We start from the raw sequence: 11979 nt of genomic DNA on the forward strand, positions 1-11979 counted from the left end.
CGGCGCGGGCGGCGCGGCAGGGCGGCGCGGGCGGCGCGGGCGGCGCGGGCGGCGCGGGCGGCGGGGTGCAGCACCCGCACAAGACGAACGGCCGGCTTCCCCCCGGGAGATCACGCGATCGCGGATCATCAACCGTGGGCAGCCGGCCGCCGCCGAACCCGGTGACCGCGAGCGGTCACCGGCCTTTGCTACTTACAGCGGGCGGATGTTCGCCGCCTGAAGCCCCTTGGCTCCCTGCTCGACGTCGAACTCGACCCGCTGGTTCTCGTCGAGGCTGCGGAAACCGGACGACGCGATCGCCGAGAAGTGCGCGAACACGTCGGCGCCGCCGTCGTCCTGAGCGATGAAGCCGAAGCCCTTGTCTCCGTTGAACCACTTGACGGTACCGGTGACCATGATTTTCTCCTTGTCGCGCGTGCGGAGGCGCACCCTGCGCCACCCCGCGTCGCCGCCCTGATCACCGTGTACCGACGAAACCAGAAACGCCTGATGGGCTGAGACCCATCAGGCGTTGTGGAACGTCCAAGGAAATCAAACTGCAACGCCTTGAACCTAGCACGGGCGGGCCCGACCGGGTCAGGCGCGCGCCGTCGGCCGAGGCTCGCGCAGCGGGGCGCCGACCTCGTGGAGGTACCGCAGCGCCTGCCGGTAGGACTCGATGAGCGTCGTCTCCTCGTACGGCACCCCGATCTCGGCGCAGTACTCCCGCACGATCTTCTGCGCCTTGCGCAGGTTCGGGGTCGGCATGGCCGGGAACAGGTGGTGCTCGATCTGGTAGTTGAGACCGCCCAGAGCGACGTCGGTGAGCCAGCCACCGCGGACGTTGCGCGAGGTCAGGACCTGCTTGCGCAGGTAGTCCTCGGTGCCGTCGGGGTGCGGCATGCCCTTGTGGTTGGGCGCGAAGGTCATGCCGAGGTAGACGCCGAACACGCCCTGGTGAACGATCAGGAAGGCGATGGCCTGCAGCGGCGACAGCACGATGAAGACCGACGACAGGTACGCGACGGCGTGCACCAGCAGCAGGGCCGCCTCGAGCACGGGGCGCTTGACGACGCCCGCGCGCAGCGCCTTGATGCTGGAGACCTTGAGGTCCGTGCTGAGCAGGGTCAGCAGCGGGAAGAACAGCCCGGCCTGGTGGCGGGTGACGAAGGCGGCCAGGCCCTTGCGGCCGATGGCCGACTCGGTGACCCAGATGAGCACCTCGGGCGAGACGTCCGGGTCGAGATCGTCGTGGTTGGGGTTGTTGTGGTGGCGGGTGTGCTTGTCCATCCACCAGCCGTAACTCATGCCCACGCCCAGGTTGGCGGCCATCCGGCCGACGATCTCGCTGGGGCGTTTGGTGCGGAAGACCTGACGGTGGGCGATGTCGTGCGCGACGAGCCCGAGCTGCGAGAAGGTCACCGCGAGGAAGACCGCGACCAGCAGCGTCCACCAGGACGACCCGACCAGGAAGAAGGCGGCCCAGCCACCGACGACCATCAGGCCCACGACCGTCAGCCGCAGGGCGTAGTAGGCCGGTTGCCGTTCCAGCAGGCCGGCCTCGTTGACCCGCCGGTTGAGAGCCGCGAAATCGCTTCCGGCCGCCGCTCGCGGCCGTACTGGGGTTGCCGTCATGGTCTCAGTGTGGGTGCCGACGGTTGCAGAATCAGGAGTGTGGGACCCCACTGCCGTGGGGGTGCCAGCACCCCTGCCCTCCGGCCTGCCGCTGTGGTTGAGCGTCGCGCGATGATGGTGTCATGACATTCCGCCTCCGGCTGCTGCCCGGGATGACCGCCACCGCGGACGGGGTGTTCGCGATCGGCCTCGGGCTGCTCAACCCGGTAGTGCTCGCGATCTGGGTGATCGGGCTCGTGCTCAGCCCGATCCCGGCCCTCGGCCCCGAGATGCTCGGGGTGGCCACCACGGTGGTGCGGTGGCGCGCCGACCTCGAGCGGCGCCTCAGCACCCGGGCCGGCGTGCCGATCCGCCGGCCCTATCTGCCCCCGCCGGCCGGGGCCGAGGTGGGCAGCGCCCGCTGGCTGCGGTGGATCATCACCGACCCGGCCACCTGGCGCGACGCGGCCTGGCTGCTGCCCGGGGCGCTGGTCGCGATGGGGCTCAGCCTGATCACGGTGGCGATCATCGGGTACGGCCTGATCGGCGTGCTGCTGGTGCCGCTGTGGCTGTTCCTGGGCGATCTGCGGTTCGGCTACGGGATCTTCTGGCCGACCGCCCACCTGGCCGAGGGCTGGCTCGCCCTCCCCCAGGGTCTGGTGATCGTCGCCCTCGGACTGATCGTGGCGCCGCTGACCCGGGCGACCCACCTGCGCTTCGCCCGGCTGTTCCTGGCGCCGACCCGCTCGGCCGGGCTGCGGCTGCGGGTTGCCCGCCTGACCGTGACCAGGGCCGACGCGATCGACGCGCAGGCCGCCGAGTTGCGCCGCATCGAACGCGACCTGCACGACGGCGCCCAGGCCCGGATGGTGTCGGTGGGCATGACGATCGGCCTGGCCGAACGACTCGTCCGCCGCGATCCCACCGCCGCGCTCAAGCTGCTGGCCGAGGCGCGCGCGGCCAGCACGACCGCCCTGGTCGAGCTGCGCCACCTGGTCCGCGGCATCCACCCGCCGGTGCTGGCCGAGCGGGGTCTGGACGGGGCGGTCGAGGCGCTGGCGATGGCCCTGCCGGTGCGCACCGACGTCACCTCGCATCTGCCCGGCCGCCTCGACACCCCGGTCGAGTCGGCGGTCTACTTCGCGGTGGCCGAGGCGCTGGCCAACATGACCCGGCACAGCAACGCCCGGTCGGCCTGGGTGGCCCTCAAACACGCGGACGGGGTGCTGTTCGTGGAGATCGGCGACGACGGGGACGGCGGCGCCGATGCCGAGCGGGGCACCGGCCTGCACGGCATCGAGCGCCGGCTGAACGCCTTCGATGGGACGATGGCCGTCTCATCGCCACCCGGCGGTCCGACCGTCGTGACCATGGAGCTGCCGTGCGTGTTGTCATCGCCGAAGATCTGATGCTGCTGCGGGACGGTCTGACCCGCCTGCTGGAGGCCTTCGACTTCGACGTGGTGGAGGCGGTCGACAACGGGCCGGCCCTGCTGCCCGCGCTGCTGCGGCACCGGCCGGACGTGGCCATCATCGACGTCCGCCTGCCGCCCACCCAGACCGACGAGGGGCTGAAGGCGGCCATCGCCGCCCGCGCGGAGATTCCCGGGCTCCCGGTGCTGGTGCTGTCCCAGCACGTCGAGCCGCTCTACGCCCGCGAACTGCTCACTGATCACGTCGGTGGCGTGGGCTACCTGCTCAAGGAACGGGTCTCCGACGTCGAGCAGTTCGTCAGCACGGTGCAGCAGGTGGCCTCGGGCGGCACCGCGTTCGACCCCGAGGTGGTCGCCCAGATGATGGCCCGCCGCGAGCCGCTGGGCGGGCTGACCACCCGGGAGCACGAGGTGCTGCGGCACATCGCCGAGGGCCGCTCGAACGCCGCCATCGCGGCCCGGCTGTTCATCACCGAGAAGGTGGTCAGCAAGCACATCAACAACATCTTCGCCAAGCTGGGGATGCCGCCCTCCGACGACGACAACCGCCGGGTCATGGCCGTGCTGATGTATCTGGACGCCGGGCCGGCCTGACGAGCGCTCCGCGCCGGCGGAGCCCCGATGGCGTACGCTTCTCATATCCGACTGCCCTGACCTGCCATCACCCATTCGGGTCGGTGGGTCTTCACGTCGGCCGGCCCTCGTCCTCGATGGACCCCGTTTTGCGCTTCGCGTGGTCCGCTCGACGGGGACAGCGCTCACCTGGGCCCCATGACTGGAACGGACGTCCATGCCGGCCGACCCCAAGCGCTATCTCAGTGACGTCAACCTGCGGGCCGTCCTGACCGTGCTCATCGCTCGTTCGGGTGGTCACGTCGACGTCACGAATGCCGAACTGTACGACGCCATGCTGACCGCCGAGGGGCGGGACGACGGATTCCAGATCGAGGAGACCGGCGTGGGCCTTCGCCTGTCCATCGGTCAGCAACCTCAAAGGAGCACCTCATGATTGTTTCAAAAGCGGCCGTTCTGACCGTCCTTCGCGAGCGCGGCCAGCAGGCCAGGGCCGATTTCGTCGATCGTGAACTGCCCGAGGAGATCGACACCGACCGGCACGGCGGACTGCTGGCCACGCTGCACCTCGATCTGGCCGAATTGGCCCGGGGCACAGCTTCCTGAGCGCCGCGGCGCCCGATTCACGGTTTCCGTGCTACGGTAGCCGCGTTGCAGTTTTGATTTCCTAAGACGTTTTGAACGCCTGACGGGCATCTTGGCCCGTGAGGCGTTTTTTGTTTTCGGCGGATGTTCGCCGGGGTCACATCTTGGGTATCGAGCCGCGACGCGAGGCTCCGCACGGTGCGGTTCCTCAAGAATTCGCAGGGAGAAAAGAACGTGACTGAAGGTACCGTCAAGTGGTTCAACGGCGACAAGGGCTTCGGATTCATCACCCCGGACGGTGGCGGCGCTGACGTGTTCGCTCACTTCTCGGCCATCGCCACCTCGGGCTACCGCAGCCTCGAGGAGAACCAGCGCGTCGAGTTCGACGTGGCCCAGGGCGCCAAGGGCCCGCAGGCGGAGAACATCCGTCCGCTCTGATGCAAGCAGCTCGGCCGGCCCGATGACGGGGTCGACGGGCAGGACGGCGGCCGGTTGCCTCTGGTCGAGATCCGCGACATCCGCGTGATCTCCCGGGGCGGCCGGCCGTCTTCGTCGCAACCTCTCCACAGCAGCGCCTCAGAAGCGGTGCCTCAGTGCCGCCGCCATTGGAGCATCGCGGCAGTGGCGTCGTCGCGCAGCTCCCCCGCCTCGTACGAGACGATCGTCTGAATCAGCCGGCGCATGGTCTCGGGCGCCCCGGCGCCGTCGCGCATGGTCTCGAGCAGGAACTCGCTCAGCCGGTCGGCGCCGAACAGCGCCCCCGACGCGTCCCGGGCCTCGGTGATGCCGTCGGTGTAGAAGACCAGCGTGTCGCCCGGCTCCAGCTGCTGCTCGATGATCCCCGGCGGCCGCGAGACCATGTGGCCGAGGCCGAGCGGCAGCGCGTTGGGCGTGGGGAACGACGGCAGGGCCGCCCCGTCCCGCAGGAAGAGCTCGGCGGGATGACCGGCGCTGATCCGCCGGTACGCGCCGGTCTCGATCTCCAGCTCGGCCAACAACGCGGTGACGAACGCGCCCGGATATTGCGAGCGGATCCACTTGTCGATCGACCGGTATGTGTCCGACAGCGACAACCCCGACCGGCGGGCATTACGGTACGTGTTCAACGTCAGCGTGGTCAGCGCGCTGGCGCTGATGCCGTGACCGACCGTGTCGAAGAGCGCGACATGCAGGACATCGCCGTTGGCCGCGTAGTCGAACGCGTCCCCGCCGACGTCGTAGCAGGGCTCGAGCACGGCGGTGACCATGGTGCCGTCGACCGCGAACGTCAGCGGCGGCAGCTGATTCCAGATGATCTCGGCGGCCAGCTGCATGGGCAGCCGGCGCCGGGTGTGCTCGACCGCGTCACCGTAGAACCGGCGGCTGGCGATCAGCTCGGCCACCAGGGCGGCGATCACCTCGAGGTCGTGCCGGTCGGACTCGGACGGGTAGGCCTTGACCCGCAACTCGAGCACACCGAGCCGCTCGGCCCCGTGCAACAGGGGCAGCCACAGCAGACCCCCGCCGCCCTCGTCGAGCCACTGCTGCCGGGCGCTCGTGAAGGCCAGGCCCGGGGGCGTGCCGTCCACGGGGTAGGCCGTCCGCACGTCGGGCACCGTCCCGCGCAGCGGATGCAGGCCCTCCTGCGCGTAGTCGACCAGCAACACGGTGGCCGCCTCGGCGTCGAGCAGGGGCGCAGCCCCCGACAGCACCGCCGGCAGGTCCTCAGCCCGTCCGCGGTGCCTCAGGTCCATGAGCCGGCGAACGGCCTCCATCGAAGCGAGCATCAGACCCATCTTCCACTCCGACGGCCAGGACCGCAGCATGCCACACCTCGAACGTGGCCGGCTCAACTGAGTTCCCGGTAGGCCCGCAGCACCGCCTCGGTACGCTCGGCCAGCTCGGACCCGGCATCCGGCCCGGCCGACGGGCGGGCCGAGGTCAGCCGGGCGATGGTCTCGTCGGCCGTCCGCGCCAGCTCGCCGATCTCCTCGTCGCGCAGGAACTCCTCCCCGGCCACGGCGACGGCGGTCAACGTGGCCAGGCGCCGCGACACCTCGTCGTCCAGCCCGGCCAGGGCGGCCGTGGCCCGGGCCAGCCGCGGGGCCAGCTCGGGCGCCCCGGCGTGCCCGCCCAGCTCGGTGCGGAGCTCGCGCAGCTCCTGCCGCCTCTCCAGCGCCCCGGCCAGGTCGAACAGGGCCTGCGCGAGCTGCCGTTCGGCCACCGGCACGTCGACGAGCGCGCCCAGCGCCGGCCACGCCCGCGACGACCGTCGACAGAGGTCGACCGCCTCCGCGAACACCTGCCGGTCCGCGTCCTCGACCAGCACATGATGCTGATCACGATCACTGTCCAGCCGCGGCGCCGAGAGGACGCCGGCCCGCTGCCACCAGGTGCAGGCCCAGCCACCGGCCACCGCGGCCAGCCCCAGCAGGGTGGTGAGCCCGCCGACCGGATATCCGGTCAGGAGCAGGGCCGCGCCGATCAGGATCAGGACGGCGCCCAGCCCGTAGAGGGTGCCCGCCACCGGCGCCGGATCGGCCGGCTCCCGCGCCGGTGTGACCTCGAGGACGCCGCCCCAGCGGAAGGTGATCCCCCGCCCGCCGACGACGCCGACCGGCAGCCGGGCCACGATGACCAGCTTGTCGTCGTAGGCCACATACAGCGACGGCGTCATCCACGCTCCACTCTCCGGCCGGAGCCCCGCATCATCGCACGCGATCACCGTGGCCCGGAGGCGCCGTCCATCCGCTCGACGGCTGAGACACCTCCGGCTTGTCCAGGCCGGGCCGTGCTGGATGCCACAGATCTCACACAAAGCCTTCCGACCGGGTGTCGCGAGTCATCAGGCCCAGATCCTGCAACGCCTCGGCGTCGCGGATCACGAACCCGCGATACCCGGTAGTGATCAAACCTGACTCGCGAAGTTCCCGAAGCACCTTGTGCACGGTTATGTCCGCTGCACCGCAGAGCGTGGCCAGCTCCGTCTGAGTCAGTTCGATGTCGACAGCGATACCCGTCGGCGCGCGCCGCCCGTACCAACTCCCGATTTCGGCCAGCGCACGGGCCACCCGCACCTTCACCGGGTACGACGCGAAGTCAGCACGCCGCCGATTGGCCGCCCGCAGGCGGTCCGACACGATGCCCGCGACCTCGATCGCCGCGTCCGCGTGCTGTCGCAAGAACGAGCGAAACGCTTCCCGGCCGATCTGGTGCACAGTCGAATGCCGGCACGCGATCACGGTCGCCGAACGGGGCACGGCGTTCAGCGCCGACATCTCGCCGACCAGATCCCCCGATACGCGGATGGCCATGAGCGCCTGACGTCCGGCCGGAAGCAATACAGTCACCTTCACCAGAGCGTCCTCGAGCAGAAACACATGCGTCTCGAGGAGACCTTCATGGATGAGAACGTCACCGGGATCGTGCCGGCGACGAACGCCGGCACGGAGAAGAGCGGCGCGTGCCGCGGGATCCAGCCGACCCATCAACGTGCGTGCGGGCCAGTCCACAAAGCCGCTCCAGCGCTCGGACTCGGAGTAATCGTACGAGTACTCGCCGTCACGATATCCATAGATTGTTGGCAATCGCCAGAGCGATCTCGGCCCCGGTTGCGCCGCCGGACAGAACCAGCCACGGGATACTGCGGAGCGCTTCGCGGTTCTTGGCCACTGCGATCCGCCGCAACGCGGCAAGTTCCTGATCCCAGGCCCCGGCCCGCGCCGGCCATCCGTCGATACGAGGCCGGACCACAGCCAGCAGATGCCAACCGGCCTTCGCCGACGTGAGCGCCGTCAGAGCGAACACGAGGGCCGCCGGAACCGGACACGGCTGTGTCGCGAGTGCCATGTCCGCCGACATCGTCACCATGCCTCCCGCGACGCCGAGCAAAGTCGCGGCCTTCGCATCGGCCAGTCGGATGATCGCCTGCAACGACTCCGCGGTTGCCCGGGCGACCCTCAGGTCGGCGCCGGATCGGGAACGACCGGCCGTGGATGTTCTCTCATCTCGCGACGTCATGCGTCCAGCAAAGACCTGAGCCACCCCAGCCATCTCCTCAGAATATGAAATCTCGCCGAATGGCCACTCACTCGACAATTCATATTTCTATGAGATCCGTTGCCGTGGCGCGCGATAGAGATGACAGGACCGACCGATCCGCCGTCACGAAAGGGGTGCGCCGGTGCCTGCGATCAGCGATCCGAGCCGACGAATAGTCATCTCGGTCGACATGGCCGACTACAGCAAACGCAACAACTGGCTCCAGTACGAAGCACAGAAGGACTTCCACCGGATCATGGACGAGGCGGCGGAAGAACTGGCCGTCGACCGGCCGGCTTGGATGCAGCAGCAAGCAGGCGACGGTGAACTGGCCGTTCTCCCGGCCGAAGCGAGTGAACGCGCTCTGGTCGCGAAGCTGACGCCAACCCTCGACAAGCTTCTCAGGCAACACAATCTGGGCCGGAGCCCGGCCGGGCGCGTCCGCTTGCGAGTCGCCATTCATCAGGGACTGGTGCATCTCGACGGCAGCAACGGCTTTCCCGGCGAAGCCGTGGTGACAGTGTCCCGCCTCGTCGACTCCCCAGTGATCAAGGATGCCCTCCGTAATCGCTTTCCCCATGCCGACGTGGCTCTGATCGTCTCCGATCAGTTGTACAACGACGTCGTGTGCCAGTATCACGACTTGCGGCCCGACCTCTTTCAGAAAGTGTTGGCGGAACTGCCGGACAAGGGATTCGCACAACCTGCGTGGCTGTATGTGCCAAATGAGAACGCCGCCCAGGACGGCGCGCGCGAACAGTCACCACGACCGGACGACCCTTCGCCGTCGGAGGCCGGCACCAGCAAGCCGCCGCCCGTTCAAAGATGGGATCACAACAAGGCCAGTGGGCCGACGATCTTCGGAAACCACGGCACCCAGAATCTCGGTCGTGGGCCCCGATGACCGGGCACGACCAGGGTCCCGTCGCACCGGACGGGCGCGGCCGGGAGTTGATCTCGGCCGGCGCGGATCCGACGGGCGCATCGGCGAACGAACGCCCGGAGCCGGCGGCGGCGTCGTCCGAGGGCGAACCACTGCAGCCGGGTGAAGCCAGGGTCGAAGAAGACGACAAGGAAAAGATTCTCGGCTCCCAGTACGAGCGGCAGAGGTTCAGCCGGAACCGCGCCAAGGGTCAGTCGATGTGGGGCGACGGCAACATCCAGAACATCTTCTCGGAACGCATGGCGCCGACTTTCCGCCGACCGGCACAGATGGAGAGTCTGACCGACTACTACGTGCCCACCGACGAGAAGGAGGAGAAAGCCCTGCGGGCCGCCCTGGAGCGGCACGCCACCGTCTGCCTGGTCGGCGAACCGGAGACGGGACGGTTCAGTACGGCTTGCATGGCCCTCCGGGAGCTGTTCGGACCGAACATCGAGGAGATACTTCCACCGCCCGACCAGTCTCCGGTGGAAGCGATTCACCAGGTCGGTACCGAAGACCTGACATTGGAGACGGGCTATCTGCTGCGCATCGAGAACAGCGACCCCGACCCGTACATCAAGCGACTGGACGCCTTGATGCGGGAGAACCGGGCTCAGCTGATCCTCATCCGGAACGCGTCCTCCCCGCCGCGCAGCAACGCCGAGGTCGCCCACCTCCCGCCCTCGCCGAAGGAGGTGTTCAAGGCTCATGTGCGGTGGCTCGGTGAGGCGTCGGGCCGAGACGTCACCGGGTACCGACGCCTCGCCGACACCGTTCCTCTCCCTCGGAAGCCACGCGACGTCGTGTGGCTGGCCAGTGAGTCCCTGAAGCACAGTCCGGGCGAGGCCGAGGACCTCGCTCATCTGCAGGATCTCCGTGCGCTACGAAAACGCGCGACAGACGCTCTCGTGGACGGACCAGACGTCGCGAACGCGGGCCGGCGCCGCCTCCCGCAACATCGACGGGCGTTCCGTCTCGCGTATGTCGCGATGGCCGGGCGCCCGATCGGCCGCGTTTTCGATGCCACCGGGCACCTGCTCAGGATGCTCGATGCCGCATCGGGCTGGGATGATCTCGGCCGCACCGCGCTCGAGCATCCCGTGACGACCCTGCTGGGCGAAGATCTCGCGGCGCAGTGGCAGTCCGCCGACAATCCCCGGCGGCTGGCCCGTGTCGACGACGAGTTGGCGCGTTCGATCTTCGACGTGGCCTGGCACGAGTTCGACCACACCCGGCCCGCTCTGCTGACGTGGCTCAGAGCCATGGTGGAGGACTCCGACGCCGGATCGCGCGACGCCGCCGTCCGGGCCGCGGTCATCCTGGCGCTGGTGGACTTCGACAGCATCTGGCGAGAAGTCATCGATGAATGGAGCCGATCCCCGAAGTCGCGGGTACGGCTGGCCGCGGCGAAGGCGGCCCTCTACCTCGGATCGGCCAACCGGGTCCAGCATCTTGTGGCGCGGAAGGTCCACGGCTGGGCACGCGGCACGAACTATCAACGGGACGCCGCCGCCGGGGCATACGCCGACGGACTGCTGCTGAGTGACCGCCGATGGATCCTCGCGGATCTGCACGAGATCGGCACCGATCCCCTGCAAAAACGGGGCTGGACGATCGCCGCCGCGGCAAGTCGGCTACTGACGTCGGAATCCCGTCGTCTGATCGTCGGAACCCTGGTCGGCTGGATTCGCGAGGATGGCCCCGCACGGGTGGTGACCCGGCACGCGGCTCGGGCCTTCGTTCGCATGGTGCCGATGCCGCATGAGGACGGGCGAAGCCCCGTGCCGGTGCTGCTGAGCGGTCTGGCCGAGGGGGACCTTCTGGTGGAGCAGCTGTCAGAGCTCTGGTACCCGGCCTTGCTGGGCGCCAGCACCGGGCGGGAGGCCTGGAACGGGTTGCTGGCGTGGTTGCGCCGAGCGGACCACGATTCGGCCTTGCGCCCCTCGGTTCAGGACTTGCTGCGCGACATGGCCACTCCCCCGGCGCTGCGACGCCGGTTGCTGCTTTGCCTCTCCCGCCCCGACGCACCCGAATGGATCGCCGCCCTGACGGAGGAATGGAAATGACCGACGTAACGAGCCGGCCGACGAACGCGCCGGGACGGTGGCGCCGCATCGGCGCCTACTTGATGAGGCTGTGGCGGCGTTTTGTAGCCGCGTTCCAGGGTCCGGAAGTTCCGCTGGCGCCACCGCCGCCCGCACCGGGGCGTCTGACCGAGCGCCGGTCGATCGCTCCCCTCGCGGTGCCGGCCCGGGGATTCGCTTTCGATTTCCAGATAGACGGCACTTTCGTCTGGACCAGCGACGGACTCGACCGGTCCGACCTGCGGTCGCTGGTGGAGACCTTCCTCCCGTACGCTCGCGGCCACCTCAAGGGAGTCGCCGCCGGTCTGGCCCGCGGAGTCGAACCCCACCGCGGTGAGGACTTCGAACGCCGGCTGCGCAGCAAGCTGGCCGAGATGCGGGATTGGACCTACGAGCGGCAAGGGCTGCGGGTCAGGTGCCGCGCACACGTGCGGGTGCGGCTGGACGACCGTATTCAGGAGCACATCCGGCCCTATTGGGAACGGATGATCGAGCTTGACTACGAGCGGGACATCGCGGCCCGCCGGGCCCGCCACGTCGACCGGGTGAGCGCCCAGTGGGCAGCGGTGCTGGAGAGACTGCTCAAAGCCCCGGTGCCGGGCGGCGCGGCCACCATGACCGACGAACAGCTCGCGAAGGTGGTGCGGGAGCACCTGGGCGAGCAGCGTGCGTGGGAGGACGCCCTGGCCGGGCTGGGGCCGCAGGACGAGTATCGGAGGGAGGGTTTCTTCGACCTGCTGACCGAGGAGGGCCGGCGGCCCGCGTGA

Annotated in this window: 14 protein-coding genes; 8 read left to right on the forward strand and 6 right to left on the reverse strand. The window is 69.2% G+C overall.

The window, feature by feature from the left end:
• Positions 1 to 192: 192 nt before the first annotated feature.
• Both HJC40_RS36965 and HJC40_RS36970 read right to left on the reverse strand, forming a co-directional pair.
• A complete protein-coding gene (locus HJC40_RS36965) occupies positions 193 to 396 on the reverse strand; it encodes a cold-shock protein (protein WP_250008160.1) in 204 nt (67 codons plus the stop codon).
• 180 nt (positions 397 to 576) lie between these two features.
• Positions 577 to 1614 (reverse strand): acyl-CoA desaturase, encoded by a 1038-nt coding sequence (locus HJC40_RS36970; protein WP_250008161.1) that lies wholly within the window; start codon positions 1612 to 1614, stop codon positions 577 to 579.
• 122 nt (positions 1615 to 1736) lie between these two features.
• Here HJC40_RS36970 and HJC40_RS36975 point away from each other — a divergent pair, with 122 nt between their 5' ends.
• The 5 genes from HJC40_RS36975 to HJC40_RS36995 all read left to right on the forward strand — a co-directional run bounded on the left by HJC40_RS36975 (position 1737) and on the right by HJC40_RS36995 (position 4621).
• Positions 1737 to 3002, forward strand: coding sequence for a histidine kinase (locus tag HJC40_RS36975; protein WP_250008162.1), 1266 nt, complete (start codon positions 1737 to 1739; stop codon positions 3000 to 3002).
• Entirely contained in the window at positions 2975 to 3619 is a 645-nt protein-coding gene (locus tag HJC40_RS36980; RefSeq protein WP_250008163.1) for a response regulator transcription factor, read from the forward strand. The genes HJC40_RS36975 and HJC40_RS36980 overlap by 28 nt, the downstream gene beginning before the upstream one ends.
• 196 nt (positions 3620 to 3815) lie before the next feature.
• Complete coding sequence (locus HJC40_RS36985; RefSeq protein ID WP_250008164.1) at positions 3816 to 4034, forward strand: hypothetical protein; 219 nt, start codon at positions 3816 to 3818, stop codon at positions 4032 to 4034.
• Complete coding sequence (locus HJC40_RS36990) at positions 4031 to 4204, forward strand: hypothetical protein (protein ID WP_250008166.1); 174 nt, start codon at positions 4031 to 4033, stop codon at positions 4202 to 4204. Before HJC40_RS36985 ends, HJC40_RS36990 begins: the two co-directional genes overlap by 4 nt.
• Before the next feature lie 213 nt (positions 4205 to 4417).
• Positions 4418 to 4621 carry a cold-shock protein gene (locus HJC40_RS36995; RefSeq protein WP_250008167.1) on the forward strand — a complete coding sequence of 68 codons (204 nt, stop codon included), beginning with the start codon at positions 4418 to 4420 and terminating at the stop codon, positions 4619 to 4621.
• A gap of 152 nt (positions 4622 to 4773) precedes the next feature.
• Here HJC40_RS36995 and HJC40_RS37000 read toward each other — a convergent pair whose 3' ends face one another.
• From HJC40_RS37000 to HJC40_RS37015, 4 genes are all read right to left on the reverse strand, one after another.
• Positions 4774 to 5988, reverse strand: coding sequence for a PP2C family protein-serine/threonine phosphatase (locus HJC40_RS37000; protein WP_250008168.1), 1215 nt, complete (start codon positions 5986 to 5988; stop codon positions 4774 to 4776).
• Between the two features lie 23 nt (positions 5989 to 6011).
• Positions 6012 to 6839 carry a hypothetical protein gene (locus HJC40_RS37005; RefSeq protein WP_250008169.1) on the reverse strand — a complete coding sequence of 276 codons (828 nt, stop codon included), beginning with the start codon at positions 6837 to 6839 and terminating at the stop codon, positions 6012 to 6014.
• Positions 6840 to 6972: 133 nt separating this feature from the next.
• Positions 6973 to 7650 carry a Crp/Fnr family transcriptional regulator gene (locus tag HJC40_RS37010; protein ID WP_284044270.1) on the reverse strand — a complete coding sequence of 226 codons (678 nt, stop codon included), beginning with the start codon at positions 7648 to 7650 and terminating at the stop codon, positions 6973 to 6975.
• 73 nt (positions 7651 to 7723) lie between these two features.
• Positions 7724 to 8182, reverse strand: a complete 459-nt coding sequence (locus tag HJC40_RS37015; protein WP_250008171.1) for a hypothetical protein — start codon at positions 8180 to 8182, stop codon at positions 7724 to 7726.
• 163 nt (positions 8183 to 8345) lie between these two features.
• On the opposite strand from HJC40_RS37015, the gene HJC40_RS37020 reads away from it, so the two are divergent.
• Genes HJC40_RS37020 through HJC40_RS37030 form a run of 3 tightly spaced genes read left to right on the forward strand, consistent with a single transcriptional unit; the run spans position 8346 to position 11979 of the window.
• The gene (locus tag HJC40_RS37020) at positions 8346 to 9107 is read left to right on the forward strand and encodes a hypothetical protein (protein ID WP_250008172.1); all 762 of its coding nucleotides are present in this window, start codon (positions 8346 to 8348) and stop codon (positions 9105 to 9107) included.
• On the forward strand, positions 9104 to 11194 hold the full coding sequence (locus tag HJC40_RS37025) for a hypothetical protein (protein ID WP_250008174.1): 2091 nt from the start codon (positions 9104 to 9106) through the stop codon (positions 11192 to 11194). Before HJC40_RS37020 ends, HJC40_RS37025 begins: the two co-directional genes overlap by 4 nt.
• On the forward strand, positions 11191 to 11979 hold the full coding sequence (locus tag HJC40_RS37030) for a hypothetical protein (RefSeq protein WP_250008175.1): 789 nt from the start codon (positions 11191 to 11193) through the stop codon (positions 11977 to 11979). Before HJC40_RS37025 ends, HJC40_RS37030 begins: the two co-directional genes overlap by 4 nt.

Source organism: Actinoplanes sp. M2I2, from assembly GCF_023544445.1.
Taxonomy (GTDB): domain Bacteria; phylum Actinomycetota; class Actinomycetes; order Mycobacteriales; family Micromonosporaceae; genus Actinoplanes.

Excerpts from the sequence above, each read along its gene's own strand:
- HJC40_RS36965 (WP_250008160.1), bottom strand. The coding sequence starts at position 396 with ATGGTCACCGGTACCGTCAAGTGGTTCAACGGAGACAAGGGCTTCGGC.
- HJC40_RS36970 (WP_250008161.1), bottom strand. The coding sequence starts at position 1,614 with ATGACGGCAACCCCAGTACGGCCGCGAGCGGCGGCCGGAAGCGATTTC.
- HJC40_RS36975 (WP_250008162.1), top strand. The coding sequence starts at position 1,737 with ATGACATTCCGCCTCCGGCTGCTGCCCGGGATGACCGCCACCGCGGAC.
- HJC40_RS36985 (WP_250008164.1), top strand. The coding sequence starts at position 3,816 with ATGCCGGCCGACCCCAAGCGCTATCTCAGTGACGTCAACCTGCGGGCC.
- HJC40_RS36990 (WP_250008166.1), top strand. The coding sequence starts at position 4,031 with ATGATTGTTTCAAAAGCGGCCGTTCTGACCGTCCTTCGCGAGCGCGGC.
- HJC40_RS37000 (WP_250008168.1), bottom strand. The coding sequence starts at position 5,988 with ATGCTGCGGTCCTGGCCGTCGGAGTGGAAGATGGGTCTGATGCTCGCT.
- HJC40_RS37005 (WP_250008169.1), bottom strand. The coding sequence starts at position 6,839 with ATGACGCCGTCGCTGTATGTGGCCTACGACGACAAGCTGGTCATCGTG.
- HJC40_RS37010 (WP_284044270.1), bottom strand. The coding sequence starts at position 7,650 with ATGGGTCGGCTGGATCCCGCGGCACGCGCCGCTCTTCTCCGTGCCGGC.
- HJC40_RS37015 (WP_250008171.1), bottom strand. The coding sequence starts at position 8,182 with ATGACGTCGCGAGATGAGAGAACATCCACGGCCGGTCGTTCCCGATCC.
- HJC40_RS37025 (WP_250008174.1), top strand. The coding sequence starts at position 9,104 with ATGACCGGGCACGACCAGGGTCCCGTCGCACCGGACGGGCGCGGCCGG.
- HJC40_RS37030 (WP_250008175.1), top strand. The coding sequence starts at position 11,191 with ATGACCGACGTAACGAGCCGGCCGACGAACGCGCCGGGACGGTGGCGC.